Annotated in this window: 22 protein-coding genes; 10 read left to right on the top strand and 12 right to left on the bottom strand. The window is 71.4% G+C overall.

Annotation, left to right across the window (positions count from 1 at the left end; genetic code table 11):
• Positions 1-12: 12 nt before the first annotated feature.
• Positions 13-1,719 (bottom strand): alkaline phosphatase D family protein, encoded by a 1,707-nt coding sequence (locus tag AC1DV7_RS01345; RefSeq protein WP_477593811.1) that lies wholly within the window; start codon positions 1,717-1,719, stop codon positions 13-15.
• A gap of 140 nt (positions 1,720-1,859) precedes the next feature.
• Complete coding sequence (gene groL / locus AC1DV7_RS01340; RefSeq protein ID WP_477593809.1) at positions 1,860-3,485, bottom strand: chaperonin GroEL; 1,626 nt, start codon at positions 3,483-3,485, stop codon at positions 1,860-1,862.
• A gap of 292 nt (positions 3,486-3,777) precedes the next feature.
• Here groL and AC1DV7_RS01335 point away from each other — a divergent pair, with 292 nt between their 5' ends.
• Positions 3,778-4,215 carry a phage tail protein gene (locus AC1DV7_RS01335; RefSeq protein ID WP_477593807.1) on the top strand — a complete coding sequence of 146 codons (438 nt, stop codon included), beginning with the start codon at positions 3,778-3,780 and terminating at the stop codon, positions 4,213-4,215.
• Between the two features lie 32 nt (positions 4,216-4,247).
• Here AC1DV7_RS01335 and AC1DV7_RS01330 read toward each other — a convergent pair whose 3' ends face one another.
• From AC1DV7_RS01330 to AC1DV7_RS01300, 7 genes are all read right to left on the bottom strand, one after another.
• Complete coding sequence (locus AC1DV7_RS01330) at positions 4,248-4,688, bottom strand: hypothetical protein (RefSeq protein ID WP_477593805.1); 441 nt, start codon at positions 4,686-4,688, stop codon at positions 4,248-4,250.
• Positions 4,688-5,737, bottom strand: a complete 1,050-nt coding sequence (locus AC1DV7_RS01325; RefSeq protein ID WP_477593804.1) for a P1 family peptidase — start codon at positions 5,735-5,737, stop codon at positions 4,688-4,690. Before AC1DV7_RS01325 ends, AC1DV7_RS01330 begins: the two co-directional genes overlap by 1 nt.
• Positions 5,737-6,108 (bottom strand): VOC family protein, encoded by a 372-nt coding sequence (locus AC1DV7_RS01320; RefSeq protein WP_477593802.1) that lies wholly within the window; start codon positions 6,106-6,108, stop codon positions 5,737-5,739. Before AC1DV7_RS01320 ends, AC1DV7_RS01325 begins: the two co-directional genes overlap by 1 nt.
• A complete protein-coding gene (locus AC1DV7_RS01315) occupies positions 6,105-6,557 on the bottom strand; it encodes an N-acetyltransferase family protein (RefSeq protein ID WP_477593800.1) in 453 nt (150 codons plus the stop codon). The genes AC1DV7_RS01320 and AC1DV7_RS01315 overlap by 4 nt, the downstream gene beginning before the upstream one ends.
• A gap of 146 nt (positions 6,558-6,703) precedes the next feature.
• Positions 6,704-6,994 (bottom strand): DUF3263 domain-containing protein, encoded by a 291-nt coding sequence (locus tag AC1DV7_RS01310; RefSeq protein ID WP_477593798.1) that lies wholly within the window; start codon positions 6,992-6,994, stop codon positions 6,704-6,706.
• A gap of 199 nt (positions 6,995-7,193) precedes the next feature.
• Positions 7,194-8,564: a pyridoxal phosphate-dependent decarboxylase family protein gene (locus AC1DV7_RS01305; RefSeq protein WP_477593796.1), complete on the bottom strand. Its 1,371-nt coding sequence runs from the start codon at positions 8,562-8,564 to the stop codon at positions 7,194-7,196.
• A 9-nt stretch (positions 8,565-8,573) separates the two neighbouring features.
• Entirely contained in the window at positions 8,574-9,227 is a 654-nt protein-coding gene (locus tag AC1DV7_RS01300; RefSeq protein ID WP_477593794.1) for an HAD family hydrolase, read from the bottom strand.
• 38 nt (positions 9,228-9,265) lie between these two features.
• Between AC1DV7_RS01300 and AC1DV7_RS01295 the strand changes: the two genes are divergently transcribed.
• Together AC1DV7_RS01295 and AC1DV7_RS01290 are read left to right on the top strand one after the other, a co-directional pair.
• Positions 9,266-9,943, top strand: a complete 678-nt coding sequence (locus tag AC1DV7_RS01295; protein ID WP_477593792.1) for a uracil-DNA glycosylase — start codon at positions 9,266-9,268, stop codon at positions 9,941-9,943.
• Positions 9,940-10,797 (top strand): SGNH/GDSL hydrolase family protein, encoded by an 858-nt coding sequence (locus AC1DV7_RS01290; protein ID WP_477593790.1) that lies wholly within the window; start codon positions 9,940-9,942, stop codon positions 10,795-10,797. The genes AC1DV7_RS01295 and AC1DV7_RS01290 overlap by 4 nt, the downstream gene beginning before the upstream one ends.
• Before the next feature lie 4 nt (positions 10,798-10,801).
• Here the strand turns inward: AC1DV7_RS01290 and AC1DV7_RS01285 are convergent, their stop codons facing one another.
• Positions 10,802-11,551, bottom strand: a complete 750-nt coding sequence (locus AC1DV7_RS01285) for a DUF5995 family protein (protein ID WP_477593788.1) — start codon at positions 11,549-11,551, stop codon at positions 10,802-10,804.
• A gap of 67 nt (positions 11,552-11,618) precedes the next feature.
• Between AC1DV7_RS01285 and AC1DV7_RS01280 the strand changes: the two genes are divergently transcribed.
• Together AC1DV7_RS01280 and AC1DV7_RS01275 are read left to right on the top strand one after the other, a co-directional pair.
• Positions 11,619-12,788 (top strand): acyl-CoA dehydrogenase family protein, encoded by a 1,170-nt coding sequence (locus AC1DV7_RS01280; RefSeq protein WP_477593786.1) that lies wholly within the window; start codon positions 11,619-11,621, stop codon positions 12,786-12,788.
• 6 nt (positions 12,789-12,794) lie between these two features.
• On the top strand, positions 12,795-13,559 hold the full coding sequence (locus AC1DV7_RS01275) for an SDR family NAD(P)-dependent oxidoreductase (RefSeq protein ID WP_477593785.1): 765 nt from the start codon (positions 12,795-12,797) through the stop codon (positions 13,557-13,559).
• Positions 13,560-13,778: 219 nt separating this feature from the next.
• On the opposite strand, the gene AC1DV7_RS01270 is transcribed toward AC1DV7_RS01275, so the two are convergent.
• The gene (locus AC1DV7_RS01270; protein WP_477593783.1) at positions 13,779-14,297 is read right to left on the bottom strand and encodes a GNAT family N-acetyltransferase; all 519 of its coding nucleotides are present in this window, start codon (positions 14,295-14,297) and stop codon (positions 13,779-13,781) included.
• A 69-nt stretch (positions 14,298-14,366) separates the two neighbouring features.
• Positions 14,367-15,698, bottom strand: a complete 1,332-nt coding sequence (gene gabT, locus AC1DV7_RS01265) for a 4-aminobutyrate--2-oxoglutarate transaminase (RefSeq protein ID WP_477593781.1) — start codon at positions 15,696-15,698, stop codon at positions 14,367-14,369.
• 115 nt (positions 15,699-15,813) lie between these two features.
• Between gabT and ligD the strand changes: the two genes are divergently transcribed.
• From ligD to AC1DV7_RS01240, 5 genes are read left to right on the top strand one after another with little or no spacing between them, the layout of a single operon-like run.
• Positions 15,814-16,794, top strand: coding sequence for a non-homologous end-joining DNA ligase (gene ligD / locus AC1DV7_RS01260; RefSeq protein ID WP_477593779.1), 981 nt, complete (start codon positions 15,814-15,816; stop codon positions 16,792-16,794).
• Positions 16,795-16,836: 42 nt separating this feature from the next.
• A complete protein-coding gene (locus AC1DV7_RS01255) occupies positions 16,837-17,241 on the top strand; it encodes a TOBE domain-containing protein (RefSeq protein WP_477593777.1) in 405 nt (134 codons plus the stop codon).
• Positions 17,238-18,047 (top strand): molybdate ABC transporter substrate-binding protein, encoded by an 810-nt coding sequence (modA, locus tag AC1DV7_RS01250; protein ID WP_477593775.1) that lies wholly within the window; start codon positions 17,238-17,240, stop codon positions 18,045-18,047. Before AC1DV7_RS01255 ends, modA begins: the two co-directional genes overlap by 4 nt.
• Positions 18,044-18,838, top strand: coding sequence for an ABC transporter permease (locus AC1DV7_RS01245; RefSeq protein ID WP_477593774.1), 795 nt, complete (start codon positions 18,044-18,046; stop codon positions 18,836-18,838). The genes modA and AC1DV7_RS01245 overlap by 4 nt, the downstream gene beginning before the upstream one ends.
• A complete protein-coding gene (locus AC1DV7_RS01240) occupies positions 18,835-19,938 on the top strand; it encodes a sulfate/molybdate ABC transporter ATP-binding protein (RefSeq protein WP_477593772.1) in 1,104 nt (367 codons plus the stop codon). The genes AC1DV7_RS01245 and AC1DV7_RS01240 overlap by 4 nt, the downstream gene beginning before the upstream one ends.
• Positions 19,939-19,984: the final 46 nt, after the last annotated feature.

Genomic DNA, 19,984 nt, shown 5'->3' with positions numbered 1-19,984 from the left:
AGGGTCCAGCGGTCAGCTGACGGTGATCCGGGCGACCTCGCGCAGGTCCGGGGCGTCGTACCGGTCGCCGCGGACCTCGCCGGCCTCCCAGCGCATCAGGAGTCCGCGTCCGCGGACCTCGAGCGTGGCCAGGTTGTTGTCGAACCAGGGACCGTGGGTGACCTCCCACCGGTATGGCGCGCTGGGCACCTTGTCCGTGCGGCCCACGAGGAACTCGAGCGGTCGCGCAAGGCCCTTGCCGAGCAGGGCCTGGCCGATGCGCACCTGGCGCGGCAGTGGGTTGCGGATCGGTGAGCAGACGGCCTGCAGGATCGTGCTGCTGCCGCCGCCGAGCTGGTCCGGACCGATCTGGGTGACGTAGGAGTTGTGCACGTCACCGGACAGGAAGGTGATGGTCCCAGGGCGTCGCCCACGGTCCCCGCGCGCGACCGCCACGACCAGGTCGAGCACGGCGGAGAATCCCTCCTGGAACGCCGCCCAGTGCTCCAGGTCGAGCGCACGACGCATCTTCTCGCCGAACCTGGCGACCCGCGGACCCCAGGCACCGCTCGACATCGCCTCGTTGATGGCTTCGAGGTCGTGGATGCCCTGCGCGATGAAGAACGGCAGGGACGTGCCGATGAACAGGTGGTCGACGTCGCCGCGCAGCTGCCGGTCGAGCCACTCCATCTCGTCGTCGTCGAGGATCGAGCGCCGCGAGGGCTGCAGCACCCGCGCCGCCCGTGAGTCGACCACGACGAGCCGGGACTCACCCAGGTCACGGGCGAAGCTCCAGCGGTAGGTCTCGGGCTCCTTGTCCACCCGCTCGGCCAGGTCGTCGAGGACCTGGGTCAGGTCGAGCTCGTCAGCGGCGCCCGAGCGTCCCGACTCCGCGTGGGCCGAGATGAGGCGCCAGACCTCGTCGTCGGCCAGCTCCTGCGGCGACAGGTTGCCGACGTGCTGGTACACCCAGTACGACGCCAGCCCGCCGACGATGCGCTGGTGCCACCACGGCTTCGCGTTCATCTCGCGGTGCCAGCTCTGCGAGGTGTTCCAGTCGTCGCGGATGTCGTGGTCGTCGAAGATCATCGCGCTCGGCAGGGTCGACAGCAGCCAGCGGTTGAGCGGGTCGCTCCACGCCAGCCAGTACAGGTGGGAGTACTCCTCGAAGTCCTTGAGCTCCTCGCCCGGCGGCTCGTCGAGGCTGCGCCGGGTCGCGATGAACTCGCGCATCTCGTCGCTGGTCTCGTCGGCGTACACCTGGTCGCCCAGGAAGCACACCAGGTGCGGCCAGTCCCGCTCCTCGCGCTCGGGCCTGCTCAGGTGGTACGCGTAGGCCCGCAAGGCGTCGACACCGTTGCTCTTGTTGCCCTCGGCGTCGTGCGGGACGCTCGTGCGGCAGGACCCGAACGCCATCCGGGTGGGCTCGCTGTTGACCAAGGTCCTGATCCGGCTCGGCGGCAGGCCGGGGAAGTCCGGCTCCACGGGCGGCCACACCTGCTCGTCGTCGATGTCGACGTCGTAGTCGCTCGAGGTGCCCGGCTCCAGCCCGTCCAGGACCACCAGCGCGTAGTGCCGCCCGTGGGCGCCGAAGGTCGGCGCGCTCCACTCCCGGTCGAAGGCCCGCACGCGCACCCGCGAGGCGTCGCGGGTCTGCACCCACACGGTGGCCGACGTCTCCCCGACGTAGCGGAGCAGCGGCCCCAGGATCAGGGGGCCGTCGGGAGGGTGAGTCGACACGATGACCGTTCTACACGCCATACCCCCTGCTTGGGTAACGCCGGTGGGCGGTCGGTCCTTTCGGGGGATGGCCGAAGGGCGGCCCACCTCTCGGTGGACCGCCCTTCGGCGTCGTGGCGTATGCCGTGTGGCTAGCTTCGTCAGAAGCCCATGCCGCCCATCTCGTCGCCACCGGGAGCCATCGGCGCAGCCTTCTCGGGCTTGTCGGCGATGACGGCCTCGGTGGTGAGGAACAGCGCGGCGATCGACGCGGCGTTCTGCAGCGCGGAGCGCGTGACCTTCGCCGGGTCGATGATGCCGGCGGCGATCAGGTCGACGTACTCGCCGGTCGCGGCGTTGAGGCCCCAACCTGCGTCGAGCGTGCTGACCTTCTCGGTCACGACGCCGCCCTCGAGGCCGGCGTTGATCGCGATCTGCTTGAGCGGGGCAGAGGCGGCGACGCGAACGATGTTCGCACCGGTGGCCTCGTCACCCTCGAGCTCGAGCTTCTCGAACGCGGCCTTGGTCGCCTGGAGCAGGGCCACGCCACCACCGGCGACGATCCCCTCCTCGACAGCAGCCTTGGCGTTGCGCACGGCGTCCTCGATGCGGTGCTTGCGCTCCTTGAGCTCGACCTCGGTCGCGGCACCGGCCTTGATGACCGCAACACCGCCGGCCAGCTTGGCCAGACGCTCCTGCAGCTTCTCGCGGTCGTAGTCGCTGTCCGACTTCTCGATCTCGGCGCGGATCTGGTTGACGCGACCAGCGATCTGGTCGGCGTCGCCAGCACCCTCGACGATGGTCGTCTCGTCCTTGGTCACGACGACCTTGCGGGCGTGACCCAGCAGGTCGAGCTCCGCGGTGTCGAGCTTGAGGCCGACCTCCTCGGAGATGACCTGGCCACCGGTGAGGATGGCGATGTCGGCCAGCATGGCCTTGCGACGGTCACCGAAGCCGGGAGCCTTGACGGCGACCGACTTGAAGGTGCCACGGATCTTGTTGACGACCAGGGTCGACAGGGCCTCGCCCTCGACGTCCTCGGCGATGATGAGCAGCGGCTTGCCGGACTGCATGACCTTCTCGAGGAGGGGCAGCAGGTCCTTGATGCCGGAGATCTTGGAGTTCACGACGAGGACGTAGGGGTCCTCGAGCACGGACTCCATGCGCTCGGTGTCGGTGACGAAGTAGTGGCTGATGTAGCCCTTGTCGAAGCGCATGCCCTCGGTGAGCTCGAGCTCGAGGCCGAAGGTGTTGGACTCCTCGACGGTGATGACGCCCTCGTTGCCGACCTTGTCCATGGCCTCGGCGATCATCTCGCCGATCTCGGTGTCAGCGGCGGAGATCGAGGCGGTCGAAGCAATCTGCTCCTTGGTCTCGACGTCCTTGGCCATCTCGAGCAGCTGCGCGGAGACGGCCTCGACGGCCTTCTCGATGCCTCGCTTGAGGGCCATCGGGTTGGCGCCGGCGGCGACGTTGCGCAGGCCCTCCTTGACGAGAGCCTGGGCGAGGACGGTGGCGGTGGTCGTGCCGTCGCCAGCGACGTCGTCCGTCTTCTTGGCGACCTCCTTGACCAGCTCGGCGCCGATCTTCTCGTACGGGTCGTCGAGTTCGATCTCCTTGGCGATGGACACGCCATCGTTGGTGATCGTGGGGGCTCCCCACTTCTTCTCGAGGACGACGTTGCGGCCCTTCGGACCGAGGGTGACGCGGACGGCGTCGGCGAGGATGTTCATTCCCCGCTCGAGACCGCGGCGAGCCTCTTCATCGAATGCGATGATCTTGGCCATTCGGGTGGTTCCTCCCACGCGAAACGTAAGCGGTGGCCAGTGGGTGCCCGCGACGGACGGAACGGCTTGCGCGGCTCACGTCGCCGCGTTCCCCGGACCTCACCTGGACTGGCCTGGATTGTCACTCTCAGGGTGAGAGTGCTAACGCCATTATTGGCACTCTCCCCGGGAGAGTGCAAACGCCGTCCGTGCTCCCGGACGAGCTCCCGCGTGATCTCCCGGACGGGCTCGGCTTCCGGGCCAGGGGAGCCGGGGGCTTCCGCGCACCCTGCCGGGGTGGGACGCTCGGCGCATGGCTGCGCACCCCGACCCATTCGAGGGCTCGAACTTCGTCGTCGACCTCGGGGCGGGCAACGACACCTCGATCGCCCGCGTGGACCTCCCGGTGGCGGTCCTCGACGAGGTGGCCTACCGCTCGGGCAACGACAAGACCGCCGAACCGCGCAAGCAGCCCGGGCTGGCGAGCTACTCGCACCTCGCGCTGCACCGCGGCCTCACCACCAACCTCGACCTGTGGAACTGGTGGGAGCAGGCGAGGAACGGCGACCCGGCGGTGGACCGCGACGTGCGGGTCAAGCTCCTCGACGCCACCCACAAGCCGGTCCTCACCTGGCGGTTCCGCAACGCCTTCCCGGCGGTCTACCGGCTCAGCCCCCTCGACGCCTCGTCCAGTGACACCGTCATCGAGACGGTCGAGCTCACCTTCGACTCCATGGACGTCGAGGCGTAGAGCCCGCCGGAGGCGGGCCGACCGGGCCCCGGTCAGAGGAGGGTGCGCAGCGTCGCGTCCGCCTCGGACTCCACCGGATCGTCGAGGTCCCCGACGAAGACCGCGTATGCCGTGCGCGCCGGGTTCGACTCGAGCTCACCGAGGACGGTGCGCCAGGCCGCGAGGTTCGGGTGGTCCACGCTGGTGCACGCCTGCGCCGGTGCGAGGGTCTCGACGGCCGCCTCCAGCTGGGGCCGCGACAGCTCGTAGGTCTGCGTCCCACTGGCGTGGCCGAGCAGCTTCGCGAGCACCACGCCGGGCAGTCCGTGGGCGGACCCGGGCGGGTTGATGTGGGGGAACTCCAGCTCGGGTGAGCTGGACGCAGAGCTGATGCCCACGGCATACGCGGCCGGCTCCTGCCAACCCTCGATCGTGGAGGCCAGCGCCTGCGTGATCGCGGCGATGCCTTCGGGCGTGCTCCAGTCGGGATCCATCAGCCCATCCTGACAGCCGAGGGGAAGGCCTCGCGGTAGGACCGCAGGTCCACGGTCCCGTTGCTGACCGACTCCGCGGCGAGGACCCCGTGGCCCACCGCCCGGGTCACGCACTCGCTCGCTGCCACCATGAGCGCGTGCAGGGCCTCCAGCTCGGGGGGTGGCCGGTGACCCGTTGCCAGGGTGAACAGGGTGTCCCCGTCGAGCAGCGTGTGCACCGGGTCGACCGCCCGCGCCAAGCCGTCGTGCCCGAGCCCGCTGACCTTCTGGCACTGGGCCTTGGTCAGGGTGGCGTCGGTCGCGACGACCCCGATGACGGTGGCGGTGCCGGGGCGCAGGGGCTGGTCGGCGTAGACCACGGCCGCACGCTCCCGGGCGACAGCCAGCTCGCTCGCGGTCGGCAGACCGACGTGGGCGAACTCGCCTGCCAGCCCGTGCCGCCGTGCCAGCAGCTCGCCGGTCTCCTCGTCCCACGCGGGGCCGAAGGCGTTGACCACCACGAGCGCGGCGACCGTCGTGCCGTCCTCGAGGACAGCGCTGGCCGATCCCACCCCGCCCCTGAGCCCGCCCGTGCGCGCACCGGTCCCGGCGCCGACCGCGCCCTGGTCCACCGCGCCGCCGCGGGCTGCGTCGAAGGCGGCCGCACCGTCCAGCGCGTCCGGTGCATGTCCGAAGTCGCCACCACGGCCCAGGTCGAACAGCACGGCGGCGGGCACGATCGGGACCACCTCGCCGCGCCCACCCGTGGGCCAGCCCCGCCCCGCGGCATACAGGCGCTGCATCACCCCGTCGGCGGCGGCGAGGCCGAAGGCACTCCCACCGGTGAGCACGACGGCGTCGACCCGGTCGACAAGGTTGCGCGGGTCGAGCAGGTCGGTCTCGCGGGTGCCCGGCGCACCACCGCGGACGTCGACGCCACCGACCGCGCCACCCTCGGGGGCGAGCACGACGGTCGTGCCGGTCAGCCAGCCCGGCTCGGCACGCGTCCGGTGGCCAACCCGCAGGCCCCGGACGTCGGTGAGCGTGTTGGTCGGGCCCGGCCGCAGCATCAGTCGGTGCTCGCGTCGATGACGCAGAAGCGGTTGCCGTCCGGGTCCTCGAGGACCACGAAGTCGTGCTCCTCGTCGGGATAGGGCCAGTCGTCGACGCGACGGGCCCCGAGGGCGAGCAGCCGGTCGACCTCGGCCGCCTGGTCGGCGGCGTAGAGGTCGAGGTGGACGTGGGGGAAGGGCTCGGGGCGTGACTCACCCTGGTTCAGCGACAGGTTGGGCCCGACGCCGTCGCGGGGCTCGAGGATCACCCAGTCCGGCTCGGGGTCGTAGCGGGGCCGGTAGTCCAACGCCGGCGCCCAGAACGCCATAGCCGTCGGCACGTCGCTGACATTGACGACGATCGAGCCGATGCGGAACTTCGCGGTCACGGCAGCTCCTTGCGGTACGCACCCTCGTCGGCGACGAAGCCGACCCGTTCGACCATGACCCGGGTGTGGGGGCCGGCGGTCATCCTGACCTCCGCGAAGCCCCCGTCGCCGGCCCAGGCGGCGGTCCCCCGCAGCAGCAGCTCACCGACGCCCAGCCCCCGGTGCGACGGCCTCACGAAGAAGGTGTCGACCAGCAGCAGCGGGGCCACCGGGCGCGACGGGGTCGGCAGCGGCTCGACCACGGTGGCCTGGAGGAACCCGGCGTGCTCGTCGCCTGCCTCGGCCAGCCAGACGGGTCGCTGCCGCTGCGTGGCCAGCCAGGTGCGGGCGTAGCGGTCGAGGAACCCCGGCTCGCCCGAGCCGCCCCGGTGCAGGGCGCACTGCAGCGCCAGCGCCGCGACGACGAGGGCGTCGTCGGGACCGGCCAGCCGGGTTCGCACCTCGCCCACGTGCGCAGTCAAGCACGCGGGACTCGTCGCGCGCAGGCATACGCCCGGCGCACGACCTGCGCCGGGGGACGCGGCAGACGCCCTGGGACGCAACAACGCCCGCACAGTCGATTCTGCGCGGGCGTTGGTGACTTGGGGGGACCGGGTCAGAGCTGGATGCCCAGTCGACGGGCGCTGCGGGCGCGCTGGCGCGACGCGCGCAGTCGGCGCAGCCGCTTGATGAGCATCGGGTCGGCCTCGAGGGCTGCCGGCGAGTCGATGAGCGCGTTGAGCACCTGGTAGTAGCGGGTGGCGCTCATGTCGAACAGCTCGCGGATGGCCTGCTCCTTGGCGCCGGCGTACTTCCACCACTGGCGCTCGAAGGAGATGATCTCGCGGTCTCGCTCGCTGAGCTGCCCAGCGGCGGCGACGCGATCGGGCTCGTGTGCGACGTTCACTCTCGGTTCTCGTCCTTCAAGGCTCTGGGTTCCGTGCTTGCATCGCCAACTATACGGAGCGAATCACACGGTTGTCATTCCAATCCCGGACACTCGAACCGGATGTCTGGGCCGCCGCGCCACACCAGTCACAAGGGACGCAACAGCCCCGCGGGAGGTCAGCCGGATCCCAGCCCCGTGCCCCAGCGGGCCGGGGCGCTCAGGCCATGGTGTCGAGGATCGCGGAGATGTCGTCCTCGGAGGTGCGCGGGTTGACGATGGCGAACCGCGTCAGCGTCTCCCCGAGGTGTGACGTCGGCACCACGAACGCGAACTGGTCCTCGAGCAGGCGGTCGGACCACTCCTGGTACTGCGCCGCCGTCCACCCGACGCGGCGGAACACCACGACCGACAGGTCCGGCTCGCGGACGACCTCCACGTAGTCGCGCCGACCGATCTCGTCGGCGGCGAAGCGGGTCACCTCGAGGGTGCGCTCGACCGCGGCGCGGTAGGCATCGGTGCCGTGGGTGGCCAGAGAGAACCAGAACGGCAGGCCCCGCGCGCGACGGGTGAGCCCCACCGAGTAGTCGGTGGGGTTCCAGTCGGGCGCGTCGTTGAGGACGTCGAGGTATGACGCGTGCTGGGTGTGCGCGGCGCGCGCCAGGGCCGGCTCCCGGTAGATCAGGGCACAGCAGTCGAACGGCGCGAACAGCCACTTGTGCGGGTCGACGATGAACGAGTCGCAGTGCTCGATCCCGGCGTAGAGGTGACGCACGGAGGGCGCAGCGAGCCCCGCGCCGCCATACGCACCGTCGACGTGGAACCAGATGCCGAACTCCCGGCACACCTCGGCGACCGAGGCGAGGTCGTCGACGATCCCGAAGTTCGTCGTGCCGCTGGTGGCCACGACCGCGAAGAAGGTCTCGGGGCCGTTGGCCTCGAGCACCGCGCGGAGGTTGGCCCCCGTGAGCCGGCTGCGCCCATCGACCTCGACGCCGACGAACTCGGCGTCCATCACGTCGCAGGCCGACTGGATCGAGGAGTGCGCGCCATGGGTGGCGGCGACCCGCCACGGTCGGGCGCCCTGGCCCGTCACCCCGGCGTGGGCGGCCTTGCTGCGCGCGGTGTGCCGCGCGGCGACGAGAGCCGAGAGGTTGCCGATGGTGCCGCCGGGCACGAACACGCCGCCGGCCTCGGGGGGCAGGCCCACGAGGTCGGCGATCCAGCGCAGCGCCTGGTTCTCCGCGTAGACCGCCCCCGCGCCCTCGAGCCAGGAGCCGCCGTAGATGGACGACGCACCGACGACGAGGTCGAACATGGCCGCGGCCTCGGTGGGCGCGCACGGGATGAAGGACAGGTAGCGCGGGTGGTCGGTCGAGATGCAGGCCGGCGCGAGGTCCTCCTCGAACAGCTTCAGCGCCTCGACCCCGCCGATGCCGTCGGCCGTGATCGTCTGGCCCGCCTTGGCGTCGAGCTCTGCCAGGGTCCGAGGACCGTCGAGCGGGACCGGTTCGAGCCTCAGCCGGTCGGCGGAGTAGGCGAGGATCGCGTCGCCGAGGACTTCGAGCTGCTTGTCGCTGTAGCCGTGCACGGCGCGAGTCTAGGCCCGGGTCTGCGGCAGGAGGACGGCCTTCAGGGAGGCCACGTCCGCGACGACCGCGTCCGGGGCGGTGGCCCGCAGCGCCCCGGGTTCGCCCGCGCCCCACAGGACCGCGACAGCACCCATCCCGGCGGCCCGCGCCGCCTCGACGTCCACCGTCGCGTCGCCGACGTACACGCAGTCGAGAGGGTCCACGCCCAGGGCCGACGCGGCATGGAGCAGGGGCTCGGGGTGCGGCTTGTGGCGGGTGGTCTCCTCCTGGCCGGCCACCACGTCGACCAGGTCGGCCAGGCCCACGGCACGCAGCCCCAGCCGGACCGTGTCGGTCTTCTTCGACGAGACCAGGCCGGTCCGCGCACCCGCGTCGTGCAGGGCGGCGAGCAGCTCGGGGATCCCGTCGACCGCCCGGATCAGCTCGTCGTGGTGGGCGAGGTTCCAGGTGCGGTAGACGTCGGTGAGGTGCGCGCCGCGACCTGGGTAGCGCTCCTCGAGCACGGGCTGCAGCGGGCGCCCGATCCACGACCTGACCTCCGCGTCCTCGGCCCGTTCGCCCAGGGTGCCGATCGCGTGGTGATAGCTCGCGACGATCAGGGGGATGGTGTCGGCGAGGGTGCCGTCGAAGTCGAAGAGGACGACGGGCCAGCGGGGAGTCACGGTCACCGAGGCTAGCGCCGAGGGCTAGTTTTCTGGGTATGCCGCCCACTGCCCTCACCGAGCTCGTGCACCCCTCGTGGGCGGCGGCGCTGGAACCTGTGGCCGGCACGGTCGCGTCGCTGGGCGACTTCCTGCGCGAGGAGGTGGCCGCGGGTCGCGGCTACCTGCCTGCCGGCGATCACGTGCTGCGGGCCTTCGAGCGACCTCTCGAGGACGTCCGCGTGCTCATCGTCGGACAGGATCCCTACCCGACGCCGGGGCACGCCGTCGGTCTGTCCTTCTCCGTGGCCCCTGACGTCCGGCCGATCCCACGGTCGCTGGTCAATATCTTCAGCGAGCTGGAGAGCGACCTGGGCCTGCCGCGGCCCACGTCGGGCGACCTGTCACCGTGGGCCGACCAGGGCGTCCTGCTGCTCAACCGCGTCCTGACAGTGGCACCCGGGAAGCCGGCCAGCCACCGGGGCAAGGGCTGGGAGTCCGTCACGGCGGCCGCCATCGCCGCCCTCGTGCAGCGCGGCGGACCACTCGTGGCGATCCTGTGGGGCAGGGACGCGAGGAACCTCGTGCCGCACCTGCCCGGCATACCGGCCATCGAGAGCGCACACCCCTCACCGCTGTCGGCGCACTCCGGGTTCTTCGGGAGCAAGCCGTTCAGCCGGGCCAACGAACTCCTCGCCCAGCAGGGCGCCGCACCGATCGACTGGAGCCTGACGTGACCGACCCCGCCGTCTCCCCCGCCTCCCCGGACGACAACCAGACCCACCTGCCCCAGCCGGGCAAGGTCTGGCACCGCTACGTCGCGATCGGCGACTCGTTCACCGAGGGCATGTCCGACCCCGACCCCGTGCTCGAGAACTCCTACGTCGGGTGGGCCGACCGCCTCGCCGGGCACCTGGCAGGCATCGCGCACGCTGCCGGCGGGGACTTCGCCTACGCCAACCTCGCGGTCCGCGGCCGGCTGATGGCCGACGTCATCGGGCCACAGCTCGACGCGGCGATCGCCCTCGGACCCGACCTCGTCTCGATGGTCGGGGGCGGCAACGACATCCTGCGCCCGAAGGCCGACCTCGACGCCATCGCCGGCCGGCTCGAGGCCGCGGTGGTTCGGCTGCGCGAGGCGGGTGCCGACGTCCTGCTCGCGACACCGACGGACCCGGCCGGGGCGCCCGTGCTCAAGCACCTGCGGGGCCGGCACGCCATCCACACCGCCAACATCTTCAGCATCGCCCAGCAGCACGGCGCCTACGTCATCAACCAGTGGGGTATGAAGGCGCTCCAGGACTTCCGGCTGTGGGCCGACGACCGGATCCACATGACGAGCGAAGGCCACCGCAGGGTCGCCCTCAACGCACTCTCGGCGCTGGGCCATGACACCGACCGGGCCGACTGGTCGACCCCGCTCCCCCCGCAACCGCCGCTGGCTCGCCGCGAGTCCGCCGCCGCCAACGCCGAGTGGGCCAGGACGCACCTGGCTCCGTGGGTGCAGCGACGGCTGCGCGGTGAGTCCTCCGGTGACACCGTGACCGCCAAGCGCCCCGAGCTGACGCCCGTCGACCCGGTCCGCGACTGACCGCTCAGGCGACGGGGACCAGCAGCTGGCGCGAGACGAGGCCCACGCTGCCGGCGAGCGAGTCGAGGTAGGTGCGGGTCAGCGTCGGGCTGTCCTGCAGCTCCCAGAGGACCAGCGCCTGCTGCCAGGCCGCGTCGCGGGCCCGGCTGACGCTCCACGAGCCGACCAGGTTGAGCACCGGTGACACCTCGTGGTCGACCAGGCGCTCCGCCTCGTCGAGCAGCGACTGGCGCGCCTCCTCGTGCACGTCGGCGAGCACCGCGTTGACCGTCAGGAAGTCGGCCCGGACCCCGGGAGTGGAGGGCGAGAGGCCGAGCTGGCGACAGGCTCGGACCGTGGCGATGGCGAGGTCGTGGTTGATGTGGGCGTTCATGCCCGCCAGGGCGAACTGCAGCGGCACGACCCCGGCCGCGGCACGACTCTCGAACAGTGGCGTCCACGCCTTGCTGCGCTGGTCGTCCCGCGCATCGACCGCCTCGAGATAGAGCCCCGCGAAGATCGCGTCGAGGCGCTCGAGGAAGGCCGGGTTCACGAAGGCGTGCGCGGCCAGGCGATCGCCGACCCGTTCCGTGACCAGCAGGTACAGCGCGTTGAAGCGGCCCACCCCGTCGGCGGGCGCGAGGCCGGCACCCACCCTGCGCAGTCGCTCGACCACCTCCGCGACGCTGGTCGGCTGGCCGGGCGGCACGGCGACGGGCCGGCGCGGTGCGAGGACCTGGCGCACCTGTCGGCGGAGCGAGCTGAACCACCCCACGCCCTGACGGTAGGGGCCTGACCTGCGCGATTCAAGTAGTAGGACGTCCTACTACTACCATCGGCGCATGCCTGCGACCCGTCTGATGCCCACCGAGGAGGGCCAGGACCTCATCGACCTCACGCGTGAGATCTGCGCCAAGGAGCTGCGTCCGCGCGTCGACGAGGCCGAGCGCCGGGCCGCCATGACGCCCGAACTGCCGCGCGACGCGTTCCGCACCCTCGGCCGGGCCGGGCTGCTCTCCCTGCCCTACCCGGAGGAGTTCGGTGGCGGCGGCCAGCCCTACGAGGTCTACCTGCAGGTGGTCGAGGAGATCGCGTCCGCCTGGATGAGCATCGCCGTGGGCGTCTCCGTGCACTCGCTCACCTGCTACCCGGTTGCCCAGTTCGGCACCACCGCCCAGCGCGAGGCGCTGCTGCCGGCCATGCTGTCCGGCGACCAGCTCGGCGCCTACTGCCTGTCCGAGCGCGGCTCCGGCTCCGACGTGGCCTCGATGAGCGCCCGCGCGACGGCCGACGACGACGCCAACCCCACGGCATACACGCTCAAGGGCACCAAGGCGTGGATCAGCCACGCGGGCCACGCGGACTTCTACACCTCGTTCGTCCGCACCTCCGACGACGGCGGCCGCGGGCTGTCGTGCATCGTCGTGCCGGGTGACGCCCCGGGCCTCGCCTTCGGCTCCCCCGAGAAGAAGATGGGCCTGCACTGCGACACCGTCAGCGAGGTGCACTTCGAGGGGGTCGAGGTCTCCGCCGACCGGCTCGTCGGCGAGCGCGGCCAGGGCATGGCCATCGCGCTCTCGGCGCTCGACTCGGGTCGCCTCGGGATCGCCGCCGCCGCCACGGGTCTCGCGCAGTCCGCCCTCGACGCGGCGGTCGACTACGCCAAGGAGCGAGAGCAGTTCGGGCGCCCGATCGGTGACCACCAGGGCCTCGGGTTCATGCTCGCCGACATGGAGGCTGCCGTGACCAGCGCGCGCGCCTCGTACCTCCACGCCGCCCGACTGCGCGACGCCGGCCGGCCGTTCAGCAAGGAGGCCGCGGTCGCCAAGCTGGTCAGCACCGACAACGCCATGCGGGTCACCACCGACGCCGTCCAGGTGCTCGGCGGTGCCGGGTACACGCAGGACTTCCCGCTGGAGCGCTACATGCGCGAGGCCAAGGTCACCCAGATCTTCGAAGGCACCAACCAGATCCAGCGGCTGGTCATCAGCCGACAGCTCCTGAAAGGCTGAGATCCCTTGCAGATCAACGACTCCACCGTCGCCCTCGTCACCGGAGGGGCCTCCGGCCTCGGCGGCGCCACCGTCCGCCGACTCCACGCCGATGGTGCTGCGGTCGTCATCGTCGACCTCCCCTCGTCGTCCGGCGCGGAGCTGGCCGAGGAGCTCGGCGAGCACGCGCGCTTCGTCGCCGCCGACGTCCGTGACGAGGCCCAGGTGCAGGCCGCCATCGACGCGGCCGCCGAGCTCGGCACCCTGCGGGTCGTCGTCAACTGCGCCGGGGTCGGCACGCCCGGCCGGGTCGTCGGCAAGCGCGGGCCGCTGCCGCTCGAGGACTTCGCGAACGTCGTCAGCATCAACCTCGTGGGCACCTTCAACGTCCTGCGCCTCGCTGCCGCGGCGATGCTCGCCAACGAGCCGGTCGACGGCGACCGCGGCGTGGTGGTCATGACGGCGTCCATCGCCGCCTACGACGGCCAGGTCGGCCAGGCCGCGTATGCCGCGAGCAAGGGTGGCGTCGTCGGCCTCACCCTGAGTGCCGCCCGAGACCTCGCGGACAAGGGCATCCGCGTGATGACGGTCGCCCCCGGGACGTTCATGACCCCGATGCTCGCGGGACTGCCGCCCGAGGCCACCGCAGCCCTCGAGGCACAGGTGCCGCACCCCTCGCGGCTGGGCAACCCCGACGAGTACGCGGGCCTGGTCCGCCACATCGTCGACAACGGCATGCTCAACGGCGAGGTCATCCGTCTCGACGGCGCGCTTCGGATGCCCCCGCGCTAGTCGCGGCGCCACGCCATACGAGAAATCCCCACCGGCCTCTTGCGCGAGGGGCGGGGATGGGTGAAGATCAGCGAACCTCCTTCGGGAGGCCAGTCCCCCTCGGGGGACACGAGACCCGGCCAACTCATACTTGGCCGGGTCTCATCTTTTGTAACAGGCGTTGGGGGTGCGACCGGTAACCGACACGCGTCGGTCACGTAAACAGTGATCGATCTCTCGTCAGCTCGTCGGCACCCAGAACCGCAGCATCCCGCGGCGCTCGTCGTCCAGCACGCCCCCGCACGCCTCGATGACCTTGCGCGATGCGACGTTGTCGGCGTCGCAGGTCACGAGCGCCTGGGCGATGCCGTGGTCGCGCGACGCCAGGCGGAGCACCTGTCGCAGCATGGCAGTGGCATGCCCCTGCCGGCGGTGGGCCGGGGCGACGTCGTAGCCGATGTGCCCGCCCGTGTCGCGCAACCGCTCGTTGAGCCGTTGCCGCAGCTGGATCCGCCCGAGCCACTCGTCGTCCTCGCCCCACCACCAGGTCGTGGACGGCACCAGGTGGGCCGGGCGCGGCGTGTCCGGCAGTGCCTGGGCGCGCAGGCCCGCGACGTAGGCCGCGAACGCGGCGGGGTGCTCCCAGCGCTGTCCCCACTCGCGCAGGTCGCGTCCGATCATCGAGTTGTCGCCCACAGCGCCTCGACCCTCGGCCGCGAACCCGGACATGGCCCGCAGGAACGATGTGTGGAACCGCACGTGGGGTTCGTGGAGCGCGGGCACGGCGACGACGGGTCGGCCAGGTGGATGTCGGACCGGTCGTCCCGGTCAGACGGACTCGGCGAAGGCGTTCTCGAGCAGGTCGAGCCCCTCGGACAACAGCTCGGGCGACGCCGACAGCGGTGGCAGGAAGCGGAACACGTTGCCGAAGGTGCCGCAGGTCAGTGTCACGAGGCCCTGCGCGTGGCAGGCCTTGTTGATCCTCGAGGTGAGGTCGGCGTCGGGGGTCTTGCGCTCGAGGTCGCTGACCAGCTCGACCGCCAGCATCGCGCCCCGACCGCGGATGTCGCCGATGACTCCGTACTTGTCCGCGAGCGCCTCGAGCCGAGGCCGGAACTGCGCCTCGACTGCCTTGGCCCGGCCGCACAGGTCGTCCTCGCGCATGGTCTCGATCGAGGCGAGCGCCGCGGCGCAGGCCACGGGGTTGCCGCCGTAGGTGCCGCCGAGGCCGCCGGTGTGGATCTCGTCCATGACGTCGGCGCGGCCGGTGAGGGCGGCGAGCGGCATGCCGCCGGCAATGCCCTTGGCCGTGGTGACGAGATCCGGCACGACGCCCTCGTGGTCGGAGGCGAACCAGTCGCCGGTGCGGCAGAAGCCGGTCTGGACCTCGTCGGCGATGAACAGGATCCCCTGCTCTGAGCACCAGTCCGCGACCTTCTTCATGAACCCCGGAGCGGGCACGATGAAGCCGCCCTCGCCCTGGATGGGCTCGAGGATGACCGCGGCCGTGTTGTCCTCGCCGACCTGGGCGTGCACGAGGTCGACGAACTCGGCGAAGGCCTCGTCCGCGCACTGCTCGGGCCCGGTGGGCCAGCGGTACGGGTAGGCCATCGGCACGCGGTAGATCTCGCTCGCGAACGGGCCGAACCGGTGCTTGTAGGGCATGTTCTTGGCGGTCAGGCCCATCGTGAGGTTCGTGCGCCCGTGGTAGGCGTGGTCGAACGCGACGACCCCCTGCCGGCCCGTGAAGTGACGGGCGACCTTGACGGCGTTCTCGACGGCCTCGGAGCCGGAGTTGAACAACGCAGACCGCTTCTCGTGGTCGCCGGGCGTGACCTCGGCGAGCGCCTCCGCCACGAGGATGTACTCCTCGTAGGGGGTCACCATGAAGCAGGTGTGCGTGAAGTCGTTGACCTGCTTCGTCACGGCGTCGATCACGCGCTGGTTGCCGTTCCCGACCGTGGTCACGGCGATGCCCGCGCCGAAGTCGATCAGCTGGTTGCCGTCGACGTCACGCAGGATCCCGCCGGACGCCTGCTCGATGTAGACCGGCAGTCCGGTGCCGACACCGGCGGAGACCGCGGCGAGCTTGCGTTGCTGGAGGGCCTGGCTCTTGGGGCCGGGGATGCTGGTGGCGAGGACGCGCTTCTGCTCGAGCATGGGCCGAGCATAGGGCGGTGGAGGGAGCCCCGAGAAGGGTGGCTGGCTGACCCCCGGGAAGGTGCAGTCGGACCGGTCCGTGGCACACCGGCACACCCGCCCGTAGCGTGGGGGCATGGCACCCAAGGCGACCTCACCCGCGGTCGAGGTCGAGGTCGGCGAGCGCGACGTGCGGATCTCGAACCCGGACCGCGTCTACTTCCCGGCCAGGGGCGAGACCAAGCTCGACCTCGTCAACTACTACCTGTCGGTGGGCGACGGGATCGTCAATGCGTTGCGCGAACGGCCGTGCATGCTGCACCGGTTCCCCGAAGGCGTCGCGGGCGAGAAGGTCCACCAGAAGCGCGTCCCCCACGGGGCGCCTCCGTGGCTCGAGACCGTGCGGGTGACCTTCCCGCGCTGGAACCGCACGGCCGACGAGCTGTGCGTCACCGAGCTCGCCCAGGTCATCTGGGCCGTGCAGATGTCGACCGTGGAGTTCCACCCGTGGAACAGCCGGCGGGCCGACGTCGAGAAGCCCGACGAGTGGCGCATCGACCTCGACCCAGGGCCGGACTGCCCCTGGGACCGCGTCCAGCGCGTCGCCCACGTCGCCCACGAGGTCCTCGACGAGCTCGGCGCCGTCGGGTGGCCCAAGACCAGTGGCGGGTCAGGGATGCACGTCTACGTGCGGATCGCCCCCGAGTGGGGCTTCAAGGACGTGCGTCGCGCGGCTCTCGCGTTCGCGCGCGAGGTCGAGAGGCGTATGCCGGACGACGTCACCACGACGTGGTGGCGCAAGGACCGCGACCCCGCCGACCTCTTCGTCGACTACAACCAGAACGCCCGCGACCACACCATCGCGGCGGCGTACTCGGTGCGCGGCAACCCGATCGGCACCGTGTCGGCTCCGATCCGCTGGGACGAGGTGGACGACGTCCACCCGGACGACTTCACCATCGCGACGATGCCGGCGCGCTATGCGGAGCTGGGCGATCTGCACGCGGGGATCGACGACGCGGTGTTCCAGATCGACCCGCTCATCGAGTGGGCGGACCGGGACGAGCGCAACGGGGTCGACGAACCACCGGACCCGGAGTCCGCAGAGACGGACTGAAAGCCCTCCCCTCTCCGCACCTGCGGAGGTAGTGTCACTCCTGTGCCGCTGATGAGGATCAAGGATGCTGCGTCGTTCCTCGGCGTCAGCGACGACACGGTGCGACGCTGGGTGGACAGCGGCGCCCTCGAACCGAGCACCGACGAGGCCGGGCGCAAGGTCGTCGACGGCTACCAGGTCGCGCTGCTCGCCCGAGACCAGGCACACGCCGTCGCCGACCCGAGCGGCGTGGGGCGCTCGGCCCGCAACCGGTTCGTCGGGCTCGTCACGGACATCAAGCGCGACACCGTGATGGCGCAGGTCGAGATGCAGTGCGGTCCGTTCCGGGTCGTGTCGCTGATGAGCTCCGAGGCCGTGGACGACCTCCGGCTCGAGCTCGGCTCCGTCGCCATCGCCGTCGTCAAGTCCACCACCGTCATCGTCGAGACCCCTCAGGGAGCGTCATGATCCGACCCCTCGCCACCCTGGCCGCCGCCGCACTCGTCCTCGCGACGGCCGCCTGCGGGTCGGACGCCGGCGACCCGGCGAGCTCCAACGCGTCCTCCTCCTCCTCGTCCTCCTCGTCCCCCGCCCTGTCCGGTGAGATCACCGTCTTCGCGGCCGCGTCGCTGAAGAAGACGTTCACGGCCATCGGCGCCGAGTTCGAGAAGGCCCACCCCGGGGCGAAGGTCACCTTCAACTTCGCCGGTTCGTCCGATCTCGTCGCCCAGCTCCAGCAGGGCGCCCCGGCGGACGTCTTCGCCTCGGCCGACACCAAGAACATGGACAAGGCGACCGGCGACTCGCTCACTGCGGCCAGCCCGGTCAACTTCGCGTCGAACACGCTCGAGATCGCCGTGCCCCCGGGCAACCCGGCCGAGGTCGCGAGCCTCGCCGACCTCGCCGAGCCCGGGGTCAAGGTCGTCCTGTGTGCCCCCGCCGTTCCGTGCGGCTCGGCCGCCGCCAAGGTCGAGACCGCCGCGAAGGTCGACATCAAGCCGGTCAGCGAGGAGCAGTCCGTGACCGACGTCCTCGGCAAGGTGACCTCCGGTGAGGCCGACGCCGGACTCGTCTACGTGACCGACGTCAAGGGCGCCGGCGACAAGGTCGAGGGTGTCGAGTTCGCCGAGTCCTCGGCCGCGGTCAACACCTACCCGATCGCCACGCTCAAGAGCAGCAGGAACGCTGCGCTGGCCGACGCGTTCCTCCAGGCCGTCACCGGTGAGCCGGGTCAGGGCATCCTCGCCGCCGCCGGGTTCGCGAAGGCGCCGTGACCGGAACGCGCCCCCCGCGCCTCGGACTGCCCGCCTGGGTCTTCGTCCCCGCAGCGGTCGGCGGGTTGTTCGTCGTCCTCCCCCTGGTGGCCATGCTCACCCGGATCGAGTGGGGCAGCTTCGGCACGCTCATCACGTCCGACTCCTCCCGCGCCGCCCTGTCGCTGAGCCTGCGCACGTCGGTCGCCAGCACGCTGCTGTGCATCGTGTTCGGCGTGCCGATGGCGCTCGTGCTCGCGCGCACTGAGTTCCGTGGCCAGTCGGTCGCCCGGTCCCTCGTCCTGCTCCCCCTCGTGCTCCCGCCGGTCGTCGGTGGCATCGCACTGCTCTACACGTTCGGCCGCCGAGGGCTGCTCGGCCACACGATCGAGGTCCTCGGGTTGCAGGTCGCGTTCTCCACGACGGCGGTCGTGATGGCGCAGACGTTCGTCGCGCTGCCGTTCCTCGTGGTCAGCCTCGAGGGTGCCCTGCGTACCGGCGGCCAGCGGTTCGAGGAGGTGGCCGCGACCCTGGGCGCCCGGCCGACGACGGTGTTCCTGCGGGTGACCCTGCCGCTGGTCCTGCCGGGCCTCGCGTCGGGAGCCGTCCTCGCCTTCGCCCGGGCACTGGGTGAGTTCGGCGCGACGATCACCTTCGCGGGCAGCCTGCAGGGAGTCACCCGCACCCTCCCGCTCGAGATCTACCTCCAGCGGGAGACCGACCCCCAGGCCGCGGTCGCCCTGTCCCTGGTCCTCGTCGTCGTCGCGACCGTCGTGATCGCCCTGACCCGCCGCTCGAGGACCGCGCTGTGAAGCTGCACGCCCAGGTCCGCCTACCGCAGCGCGGCGTCGACCTCACCGTAGCCGTGGAGGCCGGCCGCACCCTGGCCCTCCTCGGGCCGAACGGCGCCGGCAAGTCCACGGCTCTCGCCTCCATCGCCGGCCTCCTGCGTCCTGCTGCTGGACGCATCACCCTCGAAGACCGGATCCTGTTCTCCGGCAACGACATCGGCAACCTCGAGGCGCGCGTTGGCGCCGATGGCGTTGCCGGCGGTGACGCCCACCGCGGCCAGTGGATCCCTCCGCATGCGCGCGGGGTGGCGCTGCTCGCCCAGGAACCGCGGCTCTTCCCGCACCTGTCGGTGCTCGACAACGTCGCCTTCGGCCCACGCAGTGCCGGTATGGCGCGCGGTGCCGCCCGCTCGGTGGCGCGGGAGTGGCTGGCCAAGGTCGATGCCGAGGCCTTCGCGGACCGCCGCCCGGCGGCGCTGTCCGGCGGCCAGGCCCAGCGGGTGGCCATCGCCCGGGCGCTGGCCACCGAGCCGCACCTGCTGCTGCTGGACGAACCACTCTCCGCCCTCGACGTCGAGTCCGCCCCCGCGATCCGCCAGCTGCTTCGCCGGGTCCTGCGTGACCGCACCACCATCCTGGTCACCCACGACATCCTCGACGCGGTCCTGCTGGCCGACGACGTGGCCGTCGTCGAGGGCGGACGCATCGTCGAGCAGGGGCCAACGGCGCGGGTGCTCACCCGACCCACGAGCGGCTTCGCGGCCCGCATCGCCGGGCTCAACCTGGTCCGCGGAACCGCGCGCGGGGCGGCCGTCACGACACCTGGCGGGCTGCGCGTCGAAGGGCTGTCGGAGGACGTGCTGCACGACGGGCAGGCCGCGGTCGCGGTGTTCAGCCCGAACGCGGTCGGCGTCTACCTCCAGGCCCCCGCCGGCAGCCCCCGCAACGTGGTCCGGGGGACGGTGACGGACCTCGAACCCCACGGACACCAGGTACGGGTGCACACGGCATACCTGGCGGCGGACATCACCCCCGCGGCGCTGGCCGAGCTCGACCTCGCACCCGGCTCCGACGTGGTCTTCACGATCAAGGCTAGCGAGGTCGCGGTCTACGCCGCGTGAGCGAACCGGTACTAGGACATTTGCCCCATGACCGTCCCGACTGGAC

The organism is Pedococcus sp. P2_E4 (genome assembly GCF_056403935.1).
This window is presented reverse-complemented; position numbering and strand designations above follow the sequence as displayed.

Excerpts from the sequence above, each read along its gene's own strand:
- AC1DV7_RS01335 (WP_477593807.1), top strand. The coding sequence starts at position 3,778 with ATGGCTGCGCACCCCGACCCATTCGAGGGCTCGAACTTCGTCGTCGAC.
- AC1DV7_RS01325 (WP_477593804.1), bottom strand. The coding sequence starts at position 5,737 with ATGCTGCGGCCGGGCCCGACCAACACGCTCACCGACGTCCGGGGCCTG.
- AC1DV7_RS01280 (WP_477593786.1), top strand. The coding sequence starts at position 11,619 with ATGCCTGCGACCCGTCTGATGCCCACCGAGGAGGGCCAGGACCTCATC.
- gabT (WP_477593781.1), bottom strand. The coding sequence starts at position 15,698 with ATGCTCGAGCAGAAGCGCGTCCTCGCCACCAGCATCCCCGGCCCCAAG.
- ligD (WP_477593779.1), top strand. The coding sequence starts at position 15,814 with ATGGCACCCAAGGCGACCTCACCCGCGGTCGAGGTCGAGGTCGGCGAG.
- groL (WP_477593809.1), bottom strand. The coding sequence starts at position 3,485 with ATGGCCAAGATCATCGCATTCGATGAAGAGGCTCGCCGCGGTCTCGAG.
- AC1DV7_RS01330 (WP_477593805.1), bottom strand. The coding sequence starts at position 4,688 with ATGGATCCCGACTGGAGCACGCCCGAAGGCATCGCCGCGATCACGCAG.
- AC1DV7_RS01295 (WP_477593792.1), top strand. The coding sequence starts at position 9,266 with ATGCCGCCCACTGCCCTCACCGAGCTCGTGCACCCCTCGTGGGCGGCG.
- modA (WP_477593775.1), top strand. The coding sequence starts at position 17,238 with ATGATCCGACCCCTCGCCACCCTGGCCGCCGCCGCACTCGTCCTCGCG.